This is a genomic window from Microbispora sp. GKU 823 (assembly GCF_002027145.1).
Lineage (GTDB): Bacteria > Actinomycetota > Actinomycetes > Streptosporangiales > Streptosporangiaceae > Microbispora > Microbispora siamensis.
Window position 1 is genome coordinate 72311 of record NZ_MWJN01000026.1, and the last position, 19697, is coordinate 92007.

General features: G+C 71.4%; 16 protein-coding genes and 3 pseudogenes. 1 reads left to right on the forward strand and 18 read right to left on the reverse strand.

Going from position 1 to position 19697, the window contains the following annotated elements; all coding sequences use genetic code 11:
- Positions 1 to 21: 21 nt before the first annotated feature.
- The 4 genes and pseudogenes from B1L11_RS16315 to metH form a co-directional block, all read right to left on the reverse strand.
- Entirely contained in the window at positions 22 to 1014 is a 993-nt protein-coding gene (locus B1L11_RS16315; protein WP_079315263.1) for an ABC transporter permease, read from the reverse strand.
- Between the two features lie 366 nt (positions 1015 to 1380).
- Positions 1381 to 1860 (reverse strand): cellulose synthase, encoded by a 480-nt coding sequence (locus B1L11_RS16320; protein ID WP_079315264.1) that lies wholly within the window; start codon positions 1858 to 1860, stop codon positions 1381 to 1383.
- A gap of 69 nt (positions 1861 to 1929) precedes the next feature.
- Entirely contained in the window at positions 1930 to 2571 is a 642-nt protein-coding gene (locus tag B1L11_RS16325; RefSeq protein ID WP_079315265.1) for an HAD family phosphatase, read from the reverse strand.
- An 81-nt stretch (positions 2572 to 2652) separates the two neighbouring features.
- Positions 2653 to 6118: pseudogene (gene metH / locus B1L11_RS16330) on the reverse strand (methionine synthase).
- A 219-nt stretch (positions 6119 to 6337) separates the two neighbouring features.
- On the opposite strand from metH, the gene B1L11_RS16335 reads away from it, so the two are divergent.
- The gene (locus B1L11_RS16335; protein WP_079315266.1) at positions 6338 to 7192 is read left to right on the forward strand and encodes a PAC2 family protein; all 855 of its coding nucleotides are present in this window, start codon (positions 6338 to 6340) and stop codon (positions 7190 to 7192) included.
- Here the strand turns inward: B1L11_RS16335 and B1L11_RS16340 are convergent.
- The 14 genes and pseudogenes from B1L11_RS16340 to B1L11_RS16380 form a co-directional block, all read right to left on the reverse strand.
- Positions 7156 to 7758 carry a TIGR03086 family metal-binding protein gene (locus tag B1L11_RS16340; protein WP_079315267.1) on the reverse strand — a complete coding sequence of 201 codons (603 nt, stop codon included), beginning with the start codon at positions 7756 to 7758 and terminating at the stop codon, positions 7156 to 7158. The two genes, B1L11_RS16335 and B1L11_RS16340, sit on opposite strands and share 37 nt — an antisense overlap.
- Positions 7745 to 8227, reverse strand: a complete 483-nt coding sequence (locus B1L11_RS16345; RefSeq protein ID WP_079315268.1) for an SRPBCC family protein — start codon at positions 8225 to 8227, stop codon at positions 7745 to 7747. The genes B1L11_RS16340 and B1L11_RS16345 overlap by 14 nt, the downstream gene beginning before the upstream one ends.
- Positions 8160 to 8558: an ArsR/SmtB family transcription factor gene (locus tag B1L11_RS16350; protein WP_372974681.1), complete on the reverse strand. Its 399-nt coding sequence runs from the start codon at positions 8556 to 8558 to the stop codon at positions 8160 to 8162. Before B1L11_RS16350 ends, B1L11_RS16345 begins: the two co-directional genes overlap by 68 nt.
- A 97-nt stretch (positions 8559 to 8655) precedes the next feature.
- The gene (locus B1L11_RS50970; RefSeq protein ID WP_256862598.1) at positions 8656 to 9591 is read right to left on the reverse strand and encodes a PLP-dependent cysteine synthase family protein; all 936 of its coding nucleotides are present in this window, start codon (positions 9589 to 9591) and stop codon (positions 8656 to 8658) included.
- Entirely contained in the window at positions 9588 to 9893 is a 306-nt protein-coding gene (locus B1L11_RS50975; protein WP_256862599.1) for a hypothetical protein, read from the reverse strand. The genes B1L11_RS50970 and B1L11_RS50975 overlap by 4 nt, the downstream gene beginning before the upstream one ends.
- 55 nt (positions 9894 to 9948) lie before the next feature.
- Positions 9949 to 10266, reverse strand: a pseudogene (locus B1L11_RS54865) (DNA methyltransferase); the annotation flags it as partial.
- Positions 10266 to 10520: a hypothetical protein gene (locus tag B1L11_RS48350; protein ID WP_218671160.1), complete on the reverse strand. Its 255-nt coding sequence runs from the start codon at positions 10518 to 10520 to the stop codon at positions 10266 to 10268. The gene B1L11_RS48350 and the pseudogene B1L11_RS54865, both read right to left, overlap by 1 nt.
- Positions 10463 to 11557, reverse strand: coding sequence for an MFS transporter (locus B1L11_RS50980; RefSeq protein WP_256862600.1), 1095 nt, complete (start codon positions 11555 to 11557; stop codon positions 10463 to 10465). Before B1L11_RS50980 ends, B1L11_RS48350 begins: the two co-directional genes overlap by 58 nt.
- Positions 11554 to 12243, reverse strand: a complete 690-nt coding sequence (locus B1L11_RS50985) for a hypothetical protein (RefSeq protein WP_256862601.1) — start codon at positions 12241 to 12243, stop codon at positions 11554 to 11556. The genes B1L11_RS50980 and B1L11_RS50985 overlap by 4 nt, the downstream gene beginning before the upstream one ends.
- 109 nt (positions 12244 to 12352) lie before the next feature.
- Positions 12353 to 12829: pseudogene (locus tag B1L11_RS54870) on the reverse strand (hypothetical protein); the annotation flags it as partial.
- Positions 12826 to 14757: a serine O-acetyltransferase EpsC gene (gene epsC / locus B1L11_RS16370; RefSeq protein WP_218671162.1), complete on the reverse strand. Its 1932-nt coding sequence runs from the start codon at positions 14755 to 14757 to the stop codon at positions 12826 to 12828. The pseudogene B1L11_RS54870 and the gene epsC, both read right to left, overlap by 4 nt.
- Positions 14757 to 14981 carry a tautomerase family protein gene (locus B1L11_RS48360; protein ID WP_143737309.1) on the reverse strand — a complete coding sequence of 75 codons (225 nt, stop codon included), beginning with the start codon at positions 14979 to 14981 and terminating at the stop codon, positions 14757 to 14759. Before B1L11_RS48360 ends, epsC begins: the two co-directional genes overlap by 1 nt.
- 47 nt (positions 14982 to 15028) lie before the next feature.
- On the reverse strand, positions 15029 to 18970 hold the full coding sequence (locus B1L11_RS16375) for an amino acid adenylation domain-containing protein (protein WP_218671163.1): 3942 nt from the start codon (positions 18968 to 18970) through the stop codon (positions 15029 to 15031).
- Between the two features lie 373 nt (positions 18971 to 19343).
- On the reverse strand, positions 19344 to 19697 hold a 354-nt coding region (locus B1L11_RS16380), incomplete at its 5' end, for a CbiX/SirB N-terminal domain-containing protein (RefSeq protein WP_306291664.1).

Here is a 19697-nt window from a genome sequence, read left to right on the forward strand (position 1 = left end):
CTTTACGGGGAAGGGAGGGGCTCAGCGGGCCTTCGGGTCGAGAGCGTCCCGCAGGCCGTCGCCGAACAGGTTGAACGCCAGGACCGTGATGAAGATCGCCATGCCGGGGAAGAACATGAAGTGCGGGATCGTGTAGAACCGCACCGCGTCCGACAGCATGCCGCCCCAGGTGGGGGTGGGCGGGCGTACGCCGACGCCGAGGAACGACAGCGCCGCCTCGAACAGGACGTTCGTGGGGATCAGCAGCGTCGCGTAGACGAGGATCGGCGCGACCAGGTTCGGCAGCAGCTCGCGGAAGATGATGTACGGCCCGCGCGCCCCGAGGCTGCGCGCCGCGTCCACGAACTCCCGCTCGCGCAGCGACAGCGTCTGCCCCCGGATGATGCGCCCGATGTACGGCCAGTTGAAGAAGCCGATGATGAACACCAGCAGCGAGACGCGCAGCGTGTCGCCGGTCAGGCCGAACGCCGAGTCGGGGACGATGCCCGCGAGCGCGATCGCGAAGACCAGGATCGGGAACGCCAGGAAGACGTCCATGGTCTTGCTGATGATCGAGTCGACCAGGCCGCCGAAATATCCGGCGGTGACCCCGAGCAGGGTGCCGATGACCACCGAGAGCAGGGTGGCCAGGAAGGCGATGAGCAGCGAGATCCGCGCGCCGTACACGACCCGGCTGAAGATGTCGCGGCCGTTCACCGGCTCGAGGCCGAACAGGTGCTCGGCGCTGATGCCGGTGCCCGTCTTGGGCGCCATCGTGGAGGAGTCGATGAGGTCGGAGTTGAACTGCGTCGGGTCCTGCCCGAACGCCCCGACGATCACCGGCGCGAAGACGGCGATCAGGATCAGGAGGATGACGATCAGTCCGCCGGCCAGGGCGACCTTGTCGCGCTTGAGGCGCATCCAGGCGATCTGGCCGAGGGAGCGGCCCTGGATCGCCTTGCCGCCCGACGCGTCGACGACGGCCTCCGGCGTGGCCTGCGTGTCCCCACCGGTGACGTCCATCGGCGCGGTCATCGATCCTCCTTCGCCCTGCCCGAGCGGACCGCACCCGCGGTGACGCGCTCGGGGTAGCCCGGGATCGATCCGGCGACAGAGAAGCGGCGGCCGCTCACGACCTTGCCTCGCACGGCCATTTGGTGCAGGCCCCCTGGATCCCAGACGACATTGTCCGAAGGGGTCGCGTGGTGTGCGACCCCCGGAGGCAGAATCTATGGTCTGAGCTGGGCTGACCAGTCCCCAGAGGTGCCCTGTGGCTCAACTGTGATTCACGCGAAACTCATTCGTGTTGATCTTGAAGGGTTTGTCCGCGTCCCGTTTCGATTATGTCGTGGAACCGTAACATTGCACTGGCCGGTAACTTGGTCCCACGATGTGGGATGTTCAGCTGATCCCCCGGCGCTTGAGGATGTCCTCGATGTCTGAGAAATCATCCCCGGCGGGCTGTTCCACCTGTCGTGGTGCCGTCTTCCCGGTCTGTGCCGTTTTAGGCGTGGCCGACCGCTCCGGCGACGCGGTGGCGCCACCCGCCTCCGGCCGTGCCGTACGGGCCCGGGACAGGGTGCGACCGCGCAGCGTGCCGGAGACGACGAACAGCAGCGCCGACAGCCCGGCCAGGACCACCCCGGCCCACACCGCGGGCGACAGGACCAGGCCGGTCACGAAGCCCACCGCCGCCGCGCCGATGTTCCAGAGCGTCTGCAGCGCGCCGGTGAGGTAGGCGGCCAGCGGCAGCAGGGACCACGCGGTGGCCCGCAGACCGGCGGTCGCCCCCCTGCGCCGGAAGGCCAGATAGCTGAGCCCGATGCCCACCGCGGTGAGGCCGGCGCACAGTGGCAGCCAGGCGATGTCGTTGAATGTCATGGCGGGTCCCCTTCGTCCACGGCGTACCCCCATCCTGGCACTCCGCAGGCGATCATGCGGGGGCCCGCGTCACCGGACGAGCGACCGCAGGAAGTCCACGTCCACGTCGAGCAGCGAGGGCATGACGACCCGCCCGGGCGCCTGGGCGATCGGCAGGACGCCCGGCACGGCGACGACCCGGCAGCCCGCGGCGGTCGCCGAGGCGACGCCGTTCGGCGAGTCCTCCAGTGCGACGCACCGCTCCGGGTCGACCGACAGCAGGTCGGCCGCGGTCAGGTACGGCTCCGGGTGCGGCTTGGTGCGCGAGACGTCGTCGGCCGTCACGACGACCTCGAAGTGCTCCCGGCCGACCGCCTTGAGCACGGCGTCGGCGATGATCCGCAGCGACGAGGTGACCAGCGCAGTGCGCACGCCCTGGTCGCCGAGCCCCCGTAGCAGGTCGAGGGCTCCCGGCATGGGCTCGACGCCGGTCGACAGCCGGCTCTCCATGCCGTCGATCAGCCACTCCCCCACCACCGCGGGGTCGACGTCGGCCTGCGTCAGCTCCAGCATGTACGCGACGGTGCGGTCCCAGGAACCGCCCACGAGCTGCTCCTGGTGCTCCGGGCCCCAGGCCCCGCCGAGGCGGGTGACCACCTCGGTCTCGACCTCGAACCACACCCCTTCGGTGTCGACGAGCAACCCGTCCATGTCGAACAGAACGGCGTCCACGTGGCCCCTTCCCCCGGTGAGACCCCCGATCAGGGGGGACCAACATGGTAAGGGGCGCGCGTGGACGCCCATGCGGCCGGTCTAGACGTTGAAGTACTTCGCCTCGGGGTGGTGGACGACCAGGGCGGAGGTGGCCTGCTCGGGGTGGAGCTGGAACTCCTCCGACAGCGTCACGCCGATGCGGGCGGGGTCGAGCAGTTCCATGACCTGCACCTGGTCCTCCAGGTTGGGGCAGGCCGGGTAGCCGAAGGAGTAGCGGCAGCCGGTGATGTTCACCTTGAGCATGTCGGCCAGCGACTCGTCGCCGCCGATGCCCAGCTCCGACCGCACCCGCGCGTGCCAGTATTCGGCCAGCGCCTCGGTGAGCTGCACCGACAGGCCGTGGAGCTCCAGGTATTCGCGGTAGGCGTCCTTGGCGAACAGCTCGGCGGTGGCCTCGCTGATCCGGTTGCCCATCGTGACCACCTGGAAAGCGACGACGTCGGTCTCGCCGGACTCACGGGAGCGGAAGAAGTCGGACAGGCACAGGTGCCGGTCGCGCCGCTGCCGGGGGAAGGTGAAGCGGGTCCGCTCCTTCCCGTCGTCGTCCAGGATGATCAGGCTGTCGCCCTCGCTGACGCAGCGGAAGTAGCCGTAGGCGACCGCCGCCTCCAGCAGGTTCTCCGTCTGCAGCCGCTCCAGCCACATCCGCAGCCGGGGCCTGCCCTCGGTCTCGACCAGTTCCTCGTACGACGGGCCCTCGCCGCCCCGGGCGGCCTTGAGGCCCCACTGGCCCATGAACGTCGCCCGCTCGTCGAGGAAGGCGGCGTAGTCGGCCAGCGGGATGCCCTTCACGATCCGGTCGCCGAGGAACGGCGGGGTGGGCACCGGGTTGTCGGCCGCGACGTCGGAGCGGGCCGGCAGGTCCTCCTCTGCGGTCCGCTTCAGCACGGCGCCGGTCTTCACCCGTCGCGCGCGCAGCGGCGGCAGCGTGGCGCCGTCCTCGCCGCGCTTGACCGCCATGAAGGCGTCCATGAGGCGCAGGCCCTCGAACGCGTCACGCGCGTAGCGGACCTCGCCCCGATAGAGGTCGGCCAGGTCCTGCTCCACGTACGCCCTGGTCAGGGCGGCGCCGCCGAGCAGCACGGGGTACTTCTCCGCGAGGCCCCGGGAGTTCATCTCCTCAAGGTTCTCCTTCATGACCACCGTGGACTTGACCAGGAGCCCGGACATGCCGACCACGTCGGCGCGGTGCTCCTCCGCGGCCTCCAGGATCGCCGAGACCGGCTGCTTGATGCCGAGGTTCACCACGTCGTAGCCGTTGTTGGACAGGATGATGTCCACGAGGTTCTTGCCGATGTCGTGGACGTCGCCCTTGACCGTGGCCAGCACGATGCGGCCCTTGCTGCTGCCCTCGACCTTCTCCATGTGCGGTTCGAGGTAGGCCACGGCGGTCTTCATCACCTCGGCCGACTGCAGCACGAAGGGAAGCTGCATCTCACCGGAGCCGAACAGGTCGCCGACGACCTTCATGCCGTCGAGCAGCACGTCGTTGATGATCTCCAGGGCCGGCCGCTGGGCCAGGGCCTCGTCGAGGTCGGCCTCCAGTCCCTTGCGCTCGCCGTCGATGATGCGCCGCTTGAGCCGCTCCCACAGCGGCAGCCCGGCCAGCTCGGCCGCCTTGCCGGCCTTCATGGACGCCGCGTCCACGCCCTCGAACAGCTCCATGAACCGCTGCAGCGGGTCGTAGCCCTCGCGCCTGCGGTCGTACACGAGGTCGAGCGCGACCTGCCGCTGCTCGTCCGGGATCCGGTTCATCGGCAGGATCTTGGAGGCGTGCACGATCGCGGAGTCGAGCCCCGCGTTGACGCACTCGTTGAGGAAGACGCTGTTCAGCACCATGCGGGCGGCCGGGTTGAGGCCGAACGACACGTTGGAGACGCCCAGCGTGGTCTGCACGCCCGGGTAACGGCGCTTGAGCTCGCGGATCGCCTCGATCGTCTCGACGGCGTCGCGCCGGGTCTCCTCCTGGCCGGTGGCGATCGGGAACGTCAGGCAGTCGACGATGATGTCCTCGACCCGCATGCCCCAGGTGTTCACCAGGTCCTCGATGAGCCGGGTGGCGATGCGCACCTTCCCCTCGGCGGTGCGGGCCTGGCCCTCCTCGTCGATGGTCAGCGCGACCACGGCCGCGCCGTGCTCCTTCACCAGGCGCATGATCTTCTGGTAGCGCGAGTCCGGGCCGTCGCCGTCCTCGTAGTTCACCGAGTTGACCACGGCCCGGCCGCCGAGCATCTCCAGCCCGGCCTCCAGCACGGCGGGCTCGGTGGAGTCGATCACGATCGGCAGCGTCGAGGCGGTGGCGAACCGGAACGCCAGTTCCTTCATGTCGGCGACCCCGTCGCGGCCGACGTAGTCGACGCACAGGTCGAGCATGTGCGCGCCGTCGCGGGCCTGCGCCCTGGCGATCTCCACGCACTCCTCGTAGTCGCCCGCCAGCATCGCCTCGCGGAACGCCTTGGAACCGTTGGCGTTGGTCCGCTCGCCGATGGCGAGGTAGGAGGTGTCCTGCCGGAACGGCACGTGCTGGTAGAGCGACCGCCGCCCCCGCCTCCGGGCGGGGCCGCCGCTCGCCGCGGGCGCGCCCGCCCACCCGCTCGACCACCTGGCGCAGGTGCTCGGGTGTGGTGCCGCAGCAGCCGCCCACGAGCGCGAGCCCGTAGTCGCGGGTGAACGCCTCGTGCGCGTCCGCCAGTTCCCCCGGGCTCAGCGGGTAGTACGCGCCGTCGGCGGTGAGCTGCGGCAGGCCGGCGTTCGGCATGCAGGAGATCGGGATCCGCGAGTGCCTGGCCAGGTAGCGCAGGTGCTCGCTCATCTCGGTGGGGCCGGTGGCGCAGTTGAGGCCGATCAGGTCGACGCCGAGCGGCTCGATCGCGGTCAGCGCGGCGCCGATCTCGGAGCCGAGCAGCATCGCGCCGTTGGTCTCGATGGTGACCTGCGTGATGATCGGCACGTCCCGCCCGGCGGCCTCGACCGCACGCTTGGCGCCGACGACCGCCGCCCGCACCTGCAGCAGGTCCTGGCAGGTCTCGATGATCAGGGCGTCGGCCCCGCCCGCGATCAGGCCGGCGGCGTTGTCCCGGTAGGCGTCGCGCAGCGTCTCGTACGGCAGGTGGCCGAGCGTGGGGAGCTTCGTGCCGGGGCCCATCGAGCCGAGGACGAACCGGGGCCGGTCCGGCGTCGACCAGTGGTCGGCGCGCTCCCTGGCCAGGCGCGCGCCGGCCTCGGAGAGCTCGAAGATGCGGTCCTCGATGCCGTACTCGCCCAGTGCCGCGCGGTTGGCGTTGAAGGTGTTGGTCTCGACGCAGTCGACGCCCACCTCCAGGTACGCGTCGTGCACGGCCCGCACGATGTCGGGGCGGCTCACGTTGAGCACGTCGTTGCAGCCCTCATGGCCCTGGAAGTCGTCAAGGGTGGGGTCGTAGGACTGCAGCATCGTCCCCATGGCTCCGTCGGCGATCAGGACTCGCTCGGACAGCACTTCTCGGAACGACGGTCTGCTGGTCATGGAGGCAAGCCTATCGGCCCCGCCGAACGGAATATCGTCCGCGCGCGGTAAGCGGGAATATCGGTTGTGCGAGGGGACGGCGGGCCCACATCCGCCGGCCCGGCGCCGCAGGTCACGGCCGTGCGACGGGCCGGTGCCCGGCGAAGGTGACGTTCGGGGCCCCTCACCGAATAGTCTTGGACTGAGCCATACTGCACAAGGCCAGTGAGGAGGCGGCGCGTGATCGAGTTCGAAGGGCTCCCCGAGCTCGTCGACCCGGTGCTGATCGCCGCGTTCGAGGGATGGAACGACGCCGGCGAGGCGTCCAGCGGCGTGCTCGCGCACCTCGAGTCCGAGTGGAAGGCCACCCCGCTCGTCGAGCTGGACCCGGAGGACTACTACGACTTCCAGGTGACCCGGCCGGTGGTCGAGCTCGGCGACGGCGTGACCCGCTCCATCGTCTGGCCGACGACGCGGCTGCTGCTGGCCCGTCCGCCGGGCGCCAAGCGCGACGTGGTGCTGCTGCGCGGCATCGAGCCCAACATGCGGTGGCGGTCGTTCTGCGCCGAGATCGTCGGGCTCTGCCACGATCTCGGCATCGAGCTGGCCATCCTGCTCGGCGCGCTGCTCAACGACTCGCCGCACACGCGGCCCGTGCCGATCACCGGCTCGGTCAGCGACCCCGGCATGGCCCGCGCGCTCAACCTGGAGCTGACCAAGTACGAGGGCCCGACGGGCATCGTGGGCGTGCTGCAGCACACCCTCGGCACCGCCGGGCTGCGGACGGTGTCCCTGTGGGCGTCGGTCCCGCACTACGTCGCCCAGCCGCCCAACCCCAAGGCCACCCTGGCGCTGCTGCGCCGCATCGAGGACATGCTCGACATCCCGATGCCGTACGGCGACCTGGCCGAGGAGGCGCGGGCCTGGGAGCACGGCGTGGACGAGCTGGCGGCCCAGGACAGCGAGGTGGCCGAGTACGTGCGGGAGCTCGAGGAGCGCAAGGACGCGGCCGAGCTGCCCGAGGCCAGCGGCGACGCCATCGCGGCGGAGTTCGAGCGCTACCTGCGCCGCCGTGACCGCGGCACCGACCGCTGACCCGGCCAGAACGGGTCCCTGCCGATGAAACCCAGCAGCCTGGCCTGGGCGTCGGCGCCCCCGGGCACCTCGACCCGGGCGCCGAACTGGCCGGAGGAGCGGATCGTCTGCTCCATCGGCTCCATCTCGGCGAGGAGCCGGGCACAGAAGCCGGGGTCCAGCCGGTCGTCCTGACCGGTGGCCCTGGCCAGGTCCCAGGTGTGCATGAACACGTCGGCGGTGTAGAACCGGTCGATCGCGGTCTCCAGGGGCAGGCTGCCCACGTGCGGGTTGGTGAGTTCCCGGTGCGCCGTCTCCGGATCGTCGAGCACCGCCTGCACCCCGTCGCAGTGAACCTGCCACGCGGCGACCGGGTCCTCGTCCACGGACGGTCCAGGCGGCAGGCCGATACCGGCGCCGGAGGCGAGGAACCCGGGGAGCCACTCGGTCAGGTGACGCACGACGTCACGGGCGGTCCAGCCCGGGACCGGGGACGGCACGTCCCAGGACCGGGCGCCGCGGACCCGGTCGGTGAACAGCCCGGCGACCTGCCGGTGCCGCTCGCCTGGGCGGTCAGACAGTGCCATCGGCGAGCATCCGGTCGAGCTTCGCGTATCCCTCGTCGACGCCGGTCTCCATGCCGCTGCGCAGCCACGCGTCGCGGCTTTCGAAACTGTCGACCAGCGACTGCGCCCGCAGTCGCGTACGGCCGTCGCCCAGGTCCTCGAACCACAGCGTCTCCAGCGCGACTCCGTCGGGATCGCCCTCGAACGTGAAGGTCTGCACGATACGGCCCGGCCGTACCTCGTGGAAGCAGCCGTGGAAGCCGTACTCCGTGCCGTCGTGCACCGAGACGTACCGCCAGCTGCCGCCGGTGCGCGCGTCCCAGTGCTCGATCCGGGTGACCGTGGTGTCGGGACCCACCCACCGGGCGAACAACGCGGGGTCCGTGTGGGCGCGCAGCATCTGCTCCGGCGTCGCCGCGAAGTCACGAGTCACCCGGATGACCGGCAGCCTCGGGTCGGCCTCGATGACCGCCTCCATGATCCTCTTCATGCTCGTCTCTCTTCATCTCCGCCAGGACGGCGTCGAGGCGGCGGTAGCGCCGCTCGACGCGGTCCCGGTGCCGCTCGATCCAGGTGTCCATCAGGTCGAGGGCCTCGATCTCCAGGCGTACCGGCCGCGGCTGCGGCCCGCGCGGCCGGCTGACGAGCCCTGCGTCCTCGAGCACCCGCAGGTGCTTGTAGACGGCCTGCAGCGTCATCCGGTAGGGCTCGGCCAGCTGGCTCACGGTCGCATCGCCCTCCGAGAGCCGGGCGACCATGTCGCGCCGGGTCGGATCCGCGAGGGCCGCGAAGACCCGGGACAGCGCGTCCGTGGCCAACACCCCCTCAGTTTCAACCCGATGGTTTAAAGGACCGTAGGCCGTAGCTCCCCCCTTCGTCAACCCTTCGGTTGAAAGCGCTGCTCATGCCGTACGCCGGTCAGGCCGGCCACCAGCTGAGGTAGCGCTCGCCGGTGTCCGGGAAGATCGTCACGATCGTCTGCCCCGACAGGTCCCGCCGCCGGGCGAGTTCGGCGCAGCCGTACGCCGCCGCGCCCGAGGAGACCCCGACCAGCAGCCCGGTGGTGGCCGCGATGCGCCGCGTCATCTCGGCCGCCTCGTCGTCCGGCACGGTGATCACGTCGTCGATGAGGGTGACGTCGGTGACCGGACTGGTGAAACCGCCGTTGAGGCCGGGAATGCGGTGCGGCCCCGGGGCGCCCCCCGACAGCAGCGGGGAGCCCTCCGGCTCCACCGCGACGACGCGCAGCCGGGGGTTGCGCTCCCGGAGATAGCGGGCCGTTCCGGTGAGCGTGCCGCCGGTCCCGACCCCGCACACCAGCACGTCCACCTCGCCGCCGGTGGCGGCCCAGATCTCCGGTCCCGTGGTCGTGTAGTGGGCCATGACGTTGGCGGGGTTCTCGTGCTGGCGGGCGTACCAGGAGCCGGGGAGGGCGGCGTGCAGTTCCGTCGCCCGGTCGACGCACCCCTGGAAGCCGAGGACGTGGTCGGTGAACTCGACCCGGGCGCCCAGCATGCGCAGGGTCAGCGTGCGCTCGCGCGACGCGTTGTCCGGCATAACGACGACGCACGGATATCCCCGGCTGACCGCGAGCGCCGCCAGGGCGATGCCGGTGTTGCCCGAGGTGGACTCGATCACGGTCGCGCCGGGAGTCAGGGCCCCCGACGCCTCGGCCTCTTCGATCATGCGCAGCGCCACCCGGTCCTTGATGCTCGACAACGGGTTGGCCGCCTCCAGCTTGGCGAGCAGGGTGGCGGACGGGGGCAGGCCGTCGAGGGCCAGGCGGAGCAGGGGCGTGTTGCCGATGAGATCGTCGATCCTGGTCGCGATCTCACGGCCGATCAGGGGGATCATGCCTGCTCCTTCGCGGCCACCAGCAGGTATTCGTGCGAGCGGTTGGTCACCATCGGGTCGTCGTCGTCGCTCACCGGCCGGGGGTAGCAGTGGATCCGCTCGTCGCCGAGGGTCAGATGCCGGCCGAGCACCCGGGCGACGTCCCAGGCCAGCGGCACGAACCTGCCGGCCAGGCGGCGGTTCTGCACGGCCAGCACCGCCCGCGCGCCGGGCCGCATGACCCTCGTCACCGCGGCGAAGACGTCGTCGAGCGCGCTCAGGTAGTCCTCGTAGTCGCGCAGGGCGTAGAGCTGGCCGTCCACTCGAGTCGGTGTCCAGGTCGGTGCCGAAGTAGGGCAGGTCTCCCAGGACGAAGTCCACCGACTCCTCGGGCAGCGGCGGTTTGCGGGCGTCGGCGCACAGCATCGTCTGGCCGGGGTAGGCCTCCAGGCGCTTTCGCGCCTGCTCCGCGCGCTCGGGCGAGACCTCCAGGCCGATCCCCTTCCGGGACTCCACCGCGCACGCCACCAGCGTGGTGCCCCAGCCGGCGAACGGGTCGAGCACGACGTCACCCGGTTTGGTCATCTCCACGATCAGCGGCCTCAGCTGGCTGACCCAGCCGCACTGGCCCGCGGCCTCCGACAGCGCGTACGCGGGGTCCTCTCCCTGCAGCACGTGCCAACTCGATCTGCCCATCAGTCCACACCAGCCTTCTGTGTCTCCGCCGCCGCGGCGCGACGGTCGTCTGTCTCTTCCGGGTCTTCGGGTGTCCGCGCGTGGACGGCCCGGGCGGGCAGCCGGGGCTCCAGGCGGAGCATGGTGAGAGCCGAGCAGGCGACGCCTCCCGCGAGCAGCAGCCACATGGAGACCGGCGACAGGCTCAGCAGCGCGGTCAGCACCGCCGGAGCCAGCGTGATCGGGATCGCCCAGGAGAACTGGTAGACCGCCATGTACCTGCCGTGGGTCTCCTCGGGAGCCGCGCTCGACACGAGCGCGGACAGCGGCGCGCCGTGCAGCATCTCCCCAGCGTGAACAGCGCCGTCGCGGCGAAGACCCCGGCAAGGGCGACCGACTGGACGGTGACCCCGGCAAGCAGGGCGAACACCGCGAACGACGCCGCGAACGTGGCGGCGCCCGTCGCGACGGTGCGGGTGCGCCGGTACCGGATCAGCCGCCGCGTCACCGGGATCTGCAGCAGCGCGATGCCGACGGTGTTGACCGCGTACAGCACGCCGACCAGCGACGCGGGGACGCCCAGTTCCTGGGTGACGTAGACGGGCAGCGCCACCGACAGCACCATGTAGCCGAAGGCGGTCGGCACGTTCTGCAGGGTCAGCGCGAGGAACGTCCGGTCGCGCAGGACGAGGCGGTATCCCCCGCTCGGCCGGGCCGGCCCCGCCGCCCGTTCTGCCGTACGCGCCTGCCCGCCGGGCACCGGGATCGTACGGAGGATCAGCGCCGCGCCGACGAACGCGGCCGCGCTGACGAGGACGATCACCCGGTAGGCGGCGCCGCTGCCCAGGCCGAGGGCCGCGCCCGCGATGAGGCCGCCCGCGCCGAGGCCGGCGTTGCGCAGGCTGCGCTGCGCGGCGAGGAGCCTGTCCCGGTCCGCGCCCCGCGCGATCGCGGCGACGAACGACTGGATCGACGGCGGATAGGAGCCGTCGCCGAAGGCCACCAGCGCCACCGCCAGGAACATCGTCAGCGGCGAGTCCACCAGCGGGTAGGTCGCGAACCCCGCGGCGCGCACCAGGTAGCCGCCGACGACGACGGCGCGCGCGCCGAACCGGTCGACCAGCACGCCCGCGACGGGGTTGCCGACCAGGCTGAACAGCGCCGCCGCGGTCATGATCACGCCGACCCGTTCGATCGGCAGCCCGGTGACGTGGTGGAAGAACAGCAGGGACAGGGGCAGGTACATGCCGCTGCCGGTGGCGTCGACCACCATTCCGGCCATGTAGCGCACCTGCGTCGACGGACGGGTCATGACGGCACCGCCCCGATCCGCACCTGCTCCTCGAGCCGCGCGCCGAGCGAGCGGAGCCTGCGCTCGCACTCCGCGCGGGTGGGGCCGAGGCGATGGGCCACGGTCAGGAAGTCGGCCGAGCCCGAGGCGGGCGGGACCACCTGGCCCGGCCGCGCGTAGAGCCAGAAGTGCTCCACCCAGGGTTCCTGAGGCGGGTCGGGCAGCGCCTGGATCAGTCCCGGCCGCTTCATCATCAGCACCTGACCCGCCATCCGCGCCGGCTCCGGCCGCCTCCCGGGGCGTACGGCCCGCTCCACGTCGGGCAGCGGCAGGCCGAGCTGGGCCCGGATGGAGCATTCGGCGAGGTTGACCCCGAACAGGGTGTGGAAGACCTCGCGGATCTTCCCGCCGCCTGACCGGCAGGCGATCTCGCACAGCACCAGCCGGTCGTCGGGCGTGTGGAAGATCTCCGCGTGGAAGGCGTGGTCGCGCAGCCGGCCGCCGGGCCGCCGCAGCGCCGCCAGCGTCCGCCCGGTCAGCTCCAGCAGACGGCCGGTGAGCGGGTCGCCGGGGTCGAGCGCCAGGTCGACCCGCGAACCGGGGTCGGTGCCGAACGAGGCGAGCTCGTACTGGTACTGGGAGGGCCAGGCCAGCACGACCTCGCCGTCCACCACCAGCCCGTCGACGTGGCACATGCGGCCGGGCACGTACGCCTCCAGCAGCAGGTCGTCCCGCTGCTCGTCCCCCCTGCGCGCCGTACGCCTCGGCGAGGAAGGCGGTCAGCGCCTCCCGGTCGCGCAGGATGCGCAGGCCGATGGAGTTGAAGCCGGACCTGTTCTTGAACACCAGGGGGAAGCCGTGGTCGTCGGCGAAGGCCAGCGCGTCCGCCGCGGTCTTCGGGACGGTGTGCGGGGCGACCTCCACGCCGGCCCGCACGGCGTGCTCCTTCATCAGGGCCTTGTCCCGGAACGGCAGCACGTCTTCGGCCAGGGGACCGGGCAGCCCGAGCTCCTCGCGCAGCGTGGCCACGCGCAGCACGTCGGCCTCGTGCTCCCCGATCAGGTGCGTGGCGCCGTACTCGGCGGCGAGCCGCGCGATCCGCGCGGGCACCTCGTCGTCGTGGTCGAAGAGCTCCAGGTGCGTGTAGCCGAGGTTTCCCTCGGGGATCGGCTCGCCGAACGGCTCGAACCTGTCGCGGGCGGCGAGGATCACCACCGGGCCGTCGTAGTCGCGCAGCCAGCGGTCGTACGGGAACGGCTCCAGCGGGTTGCGGTGCAGGATCACGACACTCATGCCGGCGCCTCCGTGAGCGAGCGGACCTCGGCCACGCGGGCGAGCCAGGTCCGTCCGTCCTCGCCGGCCACCCGGATCCGGATGGCCTCCCCGGCGATCCGCTCGCCGCGGTGGATCGCCTCGGTGGTGTCGGGGCCGGTCACGGCCACCAGGCCGAGCCTGTCCCAGTTGTCGCGCACCGCGTGCACGGTGTCGCCGGGCTTGGCGGTGACGCGCACGTCCAGCACGCCGTCCCGCGCCGCGGCGTCGGCGACGCCCTCCACCGACTCGACCCGCCCCGGCTCGCTCACCAGCGACCGGACGCAGGCCCCCGCATGCGCCTCGGGCCGGTCCGGCAGCTCGGGGACCAGCCCGAACGGCCACCCGAGCGCGTACTCGATCATGTCGATGCCGTACGCGGCGCGCACGAGCTCGGGGATCATGTCGCCGGCGATGCGGTTGTGGCTCTCGATGATCACCGGGCCGCGGGCGCCGAGCCGCACCTCCGTGTGCGTGACGCCGTCCCTGAGGCCGATCTGGTCGAGGAAGCGGGTGACGGCGGCGCGGATCCGCTCCTGCTCCGGCTCCGCGAGCCGGGCGGGCACGGCGTGGCCGAGCTCGGCGAAGCTGTCGTGGTGGCCGAACTTCTCCGTGATCGCCACCACCACGTGGCGGCCGGCGAAGCTGAAGGCCTCGACGCTGAACTCCGGCCCCTCGACGTACTCCTCCATGAAGAAGTCCTGCAGGAGGTACATCGTCGAGACCCGGTCGGTCCGCGTGCCGCGCAGTCCCTCCACGGTGACCCAGACCCGCTCGGCGTCCTCGGGCCCGGCGACCCGGAAGACGCCGATGCTGGCGGTCGCGTCGGTCGGTTTGACGATGAACGGGTAGCCGTGGGCGGCCGCGAAGGCGTCCAGGTCGCCGCGCCGCAGGAGGGGCGCGGCGGCCACCGCCGACGGGTCGAGGCCGGCCAGGTGGCGGCGCATGGCGAGCTTGTCGCGGAACAGGCGGGTGACCTCGTAACCGGTGCCGCCCAGGCCGAACAGGTCGTTGATCCGCCCCGCGTTCTCCAGTCCCGGCTCGGTGATGGAGACCGCGACGCGGAAGCCGGGCTCCTCCCGCAGTTCCCTGGCGACGGGCTCGACGGCCGCCCAGTCGGTGTAGTCCAGGACACGCAGGACGTCGGCGAGGCTCTCCTGCTCGGCGTTGACCTTGGTGGGGTGCTGGAGCAGCAGCACGCTCAGGCCGAGCTCCTTGGCCTTGCGCACGGTCTCGTCGGTGGCGCCGACGATCAGAACCGTGCTGTCCGGATTCATCGATCCATTCCTTTCGTCAGGTAGTGGGGCCGGGCGGGCCTGGACGGCCCTGTCGCGAGGCTCGGAAACGGTCCCCAGGGGGGCGAGGGCGCGCGCGCCGGCAGGCACGTCCCCGACGACCAGCGCCCGCGCCCCGATGACGGCGTCGTCTCCCACGCGCACCGGGCCGAGAACGGTCGCGCCGGCGCCCAGCACCACGCGGGCCCCGATCACCGGGTGCCGCCGTTCCCCGTCCGGACGCAGGTTGTCGCGCCACCAGCCGACCGCTCCCAGGGTCACCTGGTGGTAGATGGTCACGTCGTCGCCCACGACCGCGGTCTCCCCGATCACCACGGCCGCGCCGTGGTCGACGAAGACCCTGCGCCCGAGCACCGCGCCCGGGTGGATCTCCACTCCGGTGACGGCGCGCGCGAGGAGCATCAGCAGCCGGGCCGTCAGCCGCCGGCCGCGCCGGTGCAGCCGGTGGGCGACCCGGTGCAGCCACAGCGCCGGAAGCACCGGGTGCAGCAACGCCTCCTTCCGGTCGAGGACGGACGGATCCCGCTCGACGATCGTCCGCAGGTCCTCGGCCAGGAGGCGCAGCAGTCCCGGGGGCCGTTGCCCGCGCGGCGCGGGCGCCTGGTCGTCGGTCATCAGTAGTTCGGGGTCTTACGGAGCAGATGCCCGCGTCCGACGATCTCGGGTTGGTAGACGAGCCGGTCCCACTCCTCCTGCGCGACCGGTTCGAGCGCGATCGAGACGAAGCCCTCGTCGCACTCGAAGGTGTCCCGTATGGCGCCGCTCACCGCGGCGATCAACGCGGCCTCCTGTTCACCGGTCAGGGGGCGCGCGAAGTATTTGATATTGACGTGCGGCATCTTCGCCTCCTCGTGTTCACCGGGGCGAACAGCTGGTGTCGATGGAATTACAGGCCGGGCACCCGGCGCAGGGCCCGCCGCAACTCCCGCAGGCCCGGCCCCTTGAGAACGCCGTAATGATCGGCGTCGAGCGCGACGACGGAGGGCGTGGCAGAAAACCATCCGTGCCCGTCCTCGGCGAACGACGGTTCGTCACCCCGGGCTTTCAGAATCGTCACCGGCGCGTCGACCGGGCGCCGCGCTCCATCTCCGGTCCGGTTTCTCATCTGATACGTCCGGGCCACGGTCCGGACGATTCTCCGGACCAGGTCGGATTCGATATCCGGGAAATGTGTGCCGACGAACGACACGAAGCCGTCCTCGTCCCCGACCTCCTTCAGGCAGTCCTCCAGCAATGGCCCGTCCATGCGCCCGGCGAAGACCGAGAACAGAATCGAGAGATACTTCCGGTTGGTGTAGACGGGCTCGTCACCACCGCCCGGATCGCCGCCCGCGGGGACCCGCGGCGACCCGGGAGCGATGAGCAGCAGGCGCTCGACCTGCTCGCCCGTCTCTTCGAGCCGGCGGGCCACCTCGAAGGCGACGCGCGCGCCGAAGGAGTACCCCCACAGCACGTACGGTCCCTCCGGCTGGACCCTCCTTATGGCCCGAATATCCTCCTCGGCCATCTCCCGGACGGTGGAATACGGAACCTCTTCCTTATTTATTCCGTAAGCCTGAAGGCCGTAGAACGGCCGGTCAACCCCTATCTCCTCGGCCAGCGACCGGAGGTTCATGGGATAACCACCCAGACCGGGCCAGCAGAAGACGGGATTTCCGGAGCCAGTGGTATTGAGCCTGACCAGACGCGAGGAGGATCCCGCGCCGCCGGCCCGGACCTCGATCGCGAGTTTCTCCACGGTCGGCGCCCGGAACACCACCTGGAGCGGGAGCGAGCAGCCGAACTCCCGATTGATTCCCTTGACGAGCGCCATCGCGGTCAGCGAGTTTCCCCGGGAGACGAAGAAGTCGTCCCGCACGGAGACCTTCTCCTGCTTCAGCACCCTCCCCCACACGCGGGCGATCCGTTCCTCGTCCTCCGTGCGGGGGGCGACGAAGGGCTCGCCGGAGGCGTCGGGACCGCCCAGGTCCAGCGCCTCCAGCGCCTTCGTGTCGATCTTCCCGTTGGCCGTGCGCGGCAGCCGGTCGAGGATCACGACCCGATTGGGGAGCATGTAGTCCGGCAGGAACCCGATCAGGTCGTCCCTGATGATCTCCGTCGGGCCCCTCATGTGGACGGCGTCCTCCTTCATCCCTGTGCTCAGCACCTGCTCCTCGCTGACACGGCCGCCGACCGCGAAGTAGAACGGGCCGGGCTCCCGGCCACAGGCGCGCAGGATGCTCTCCATGCGCTTCGCCGACGGCAGGTCGTCACCGGTCTTCGAGCTGTAACCGGACGACATGAGGCCGAGGCCCAGGTCGTTCATCTGCAGGCGGTGGAGCCTGCGGCCGAGGTCGAGATAGCCGAGCCAGTCCGGGCCGGGTCTTCCGACCAGTGCGACGCCGAAGCGGGACCGCCGGTAGACCTCCTGGTTGATGGCCACGACGTGCTTCTTCAGGATCATGTCGCCCGAGATCCTGTGCAGGTCGCCGGCCGCGTACCGGTAGAGGCCTTCGTCCAGTCCCCGGACCCTGCCGGGGTGGGCCTGCACGTAGACGTCGAGCGAGTCCTCCGGCCGCGGCCCGGCGTACGGCACCACGGCGAACGTGCCGAGGTAGTCGTCCTCGTCCGCGCACTCCAGCCGGTCCTTCGTCTCGGGCAGGTAGCCGGCGGCCCTGATGTCGAGGCCGTGCTCCGGGAGGATCTCCTCGAACAGCCCGACCATGTGGCCGGCCTCGATCTCCAGGACCTCGCGGACGTTCTTCTTGTAGATCGGCTCGATCGCCCGCCGCTTGCCGACGAAGTGGATCCTCAGTCGCGGCGTCGCCGCGGCCGCCGTCTCCCGGATGAGGATCAGCTGATGCCGGACCGGGTGGTAGTAGTGGTATCCGGGCCGCACGCCGTCGAGGCCGCCGATCTCCAGGTACATCTGCGTGGCGTAGAGGGACCCGGGGGACGCGTAGCCGTACTTCGGCAGCATCCGCTCGTCACTGGAGAACTGCCCGAAATACCGCAGGATCTCGCCGAGTTCGGCGAGGCCCAGGCTGTCGAGGCCGCGCGGACGGGTGGCCGTGCCCGTCCTTTCCAGCAGCCGCACGATGTCGTCCTTGGTGACGTCGCCGCCCTCGAAGAAGCGGTAGGTCTTGCGGGCGAACACCCGCCTGCGCTGCTGCGCCGTCGCCGTCGCGCCGGGCAGGCGGGTCACCGCCTTGCCGCGGATCTCCGCCTCGTCGCGGCATCCTCCGTCCGACAGCTGCGCCCGCACCTGGAGCCTGCTGTCCTTCGACAGGTGGTGGGCGCCGTGCTCGCCCTGGTCCATCAGGGCCGCTTCCCTGGGATTCAGCTCGACGTACGCGACGAGCTGCCGGCCCCCGGTGGCGGAGTCGTCCTTGACGACGACCGCCGCGTTGCTGACCCAGTCGTGGCTCTCGATGCCCAGCCTGATCTCGTCCAGCTCGATCCGGAACCCCCGCAGCTTCACCTGGTTGTCGACCCGGCCGGCGAACTGGAGGGTGCCGTCGCCGTTCCAGTACGCCAGGTCGCCGGTCCGGTAGAGCCGGGAGGGCTCCTGTCCGTCGCCGAACGGGCCGGTGACGAACCTCTCCGCGGTCAGGTCGGGCCGGTTCAGGTACCCCCGCGCGAGCTGGACGCCCCCGATGTACAGCTCGCCGATCTCACCCGGGGTCGTCAGCAGGCGGTCGCCGTCGAGAAGGTGGAACCGGGTGCCGTGCGCCGGCGTGCCTATCGGAATGGTCTGGGGGCCGTCCGCGACGGCCCGCCTGTCGACGACGAAGCTGGAGGAGTTGATGGTGCACTCGGTCGGCCCGTAGAGGTTGACCAGCTCGCAGTCCGGCAGCACCTCCAGGCAGTGCAGCGCGAGGCGCCGGGAAAGGGCCTCCCCGCCGCTGAAGAGCCGGGTGAGCGACGTGCACTCCCCCAGCCGCTCGGTGTCGAGCAGCGCCTGCAGGAGGGTCGGGACGCACTGCAGGGTGGTCACGCCGTACGCGACGACGGTGTCGATGAGCGCTTCGGGGTCGCGGTAGAGACCGGGGGCTCCCATGACGACCGTGCTGCCGCAGGCCGGCGCGAGGATCTCCCACTGCGCCGCGTCGAAGCTCAACGGGGTCTTCTGCAGGATGACCTGGTCCCGGTCGATCCCGTGGACGGCGTTCAGCCACCGCATCTGGCTGACGATGGCGCGGTGCTCGATCACCACGCCCTTCGGCCTGCCGGTGCTTCCGGAGGTGTAGACGACGTACGCCGCGTCACCGGGACTGATGCGGGCGGCGCTGTCCGCGTCGCCGGCCGGCGACGCCGCGGGCCCGTCGGCCTCGTCCAGGACGACTATCGTCGTGTCCCGCGGCGCCAGCTCCGCCAGGCGCGCGGCGAGCGCCCGCTGGGTCAGGATGACCGAGGTCCGGGAGTCCTCGATCATGTAGCGCAGCCGCTCCTCCGGGTACTCCGGGGACAGCGGGAGGTACGCGCCGCCGGCGCACAGGATGCCCCAGACGCCCGTCATCAGCTCCATCGACGGCTCGGCGAACAGGCCGACGCAGTCGTCGGCGGCCACGCCGAGACGTCGCAGGCGGGCGGCCAGGGCGCCGCTGCGCTCGGCCAGCTCGCGATAGGTGAGGTGTTCGCCGCCGTAGACGCACGCCGTGCAGCCCGGCTGTGCCAGCACGTGCTCGCGGAGCAGGTCCGGCAGGCAGGCGCCGCCGGGCCGGCGGCGCGCCTCGGCGAACTCCCCGGCGATCAGGTCCAGTCCGTCCGGCGGCACGGGACGCGCGTCATCGCCGCCGGCGGCGATGACGCCCCGGGCAGTCGCCTGATGTTCATGGTCGAAGGTCACATGGCCTCCTCGTCCGGAGGGCGCGGCGGCGGGTTCGCCGCTCATGAAGCGCGGTCCACTCCGGCGGTCACGGGCATGCCGCGACCCGGCCGGTCCCCCCGGCGGACGGATCGGCGGCCGGTCCGGCCGGCCCTGGCGTCACAGGGCTTCAACGGCCCCACGTCCGGCCTGTTCGCGAAGGAGCGGGTGTGGACATGCGGATCATGGTGGTCCGCTTCCGGCTCCGCGCACATCTCCCTGAGTGCGCTCCCGCGGGGGCGGCGGCCCTGACGATCCCGTGATCCTCGGCGCAGGAGGCAGCGCGCGAGGCGGTCCCGGAACGCGTTGAGAAAGGCGCCAGGAAAGGCGCCCGGAAGGCGTGGAAGTGGTCCGTTCAGCTCCGGGCGCCGGCGGCGTAGGACGCGGGGGCGGGCGGAACGGCCGCGCCGGGCCGGGCGAGGGCCTCGTCGAACCGGGCCCAGACGAGGGCGGCCAGGTCGTCGTCCACGCCGAGGGGGGCGCTGACCAGGTCGGCGCCGCCGCTCATCAGGCGGTCGTGGAAGAAGCCGGGCGCGAGCAGGTAGGAGGCGACGGCGACGCGCGGGGCGAGGCCGGCCCTGACGTCCGCCAGCGCCTCGGCGAGCGTGGGCGTCCCGGCCGAGGCGAAGGCGGCGGTGACGGGACGCGAGAGCCGTACGGACAGCAGCCGGGCGGCGGCGCGGACGCGTCGAGCGCGGGCGGGGTCGGA

What these genes read in the sequence shown, in the direction of transcription:
- B1L11_RS16315 (WP_079315263.1), bottom strand. Translation starts at nt 1,014, where the DNA reads ATGACCGCGCCGATGGACGTCACCGGTGGGGACACGCAGGCCACGCCG.
- B1L11_RS16320 (WP_079315264.1), bottom strand. Translation starts at nt 1,860, where the DNA reads ATGACATTCAACGACATCGCCTGGCTGCCACTGTGCGCCGGCCTCACC.
- B1L11_RS16340 (WP_079315267.1), bottom strand. Translation starts at nt 7,758, where the DNA reads ATGGCACTGTCTGACCGCCCAGGCGAGCGGCACCGGCAGGTCGCCGGG.
- B1L11_RS16345 (WP_079315268.1), bottom strand. Translation starts at nt 8,227, where the DNA reads ATGAAGAGGATCATGGAGGCGGTCATCGAGGCCGACCCGAGGCTGCCG.
- B1L11_RS50970 (WP_256862598.1), bottom strand. Translation starts at nt 9,591, where the DNA reads ATGATCCCCCTGATCGGCCGTGAGATCGCGACCAGGATCGACGATCTC.
- B1L11_RS48350 (WP_218671160.1), bottom strand. Translation starts at nt 10,520, where the DNA reads ATGGCGGTCTACCAGTTCTCCTGGGCGATCCCGATCACGCTGGCTCCG.
- B1L11_RS50980 (WP_256862600.1), bottom strand. Translation starts at nt 11,557, where the DNA reads ATGACCCGTCCGTCGACGCAGGTGCGCTACATGGCCGGAATGGTGGTC.
- epsC (WP_218671162.1), bottom strand. Translation starts at nt 14,757, where the DNA reads ATGACCGACGACCAGGCGCCCGCGCCGCGCGGGCAACGGCCCCCGGGA.
- B1L11_RS48360 (WP_143737309.1), bottom strand. Translation starts at nt 14,981, where the DNA reads ATGCCGCACGTCAATATCAAATACTTCGCGCGCCCCCTGACCGGTGAA.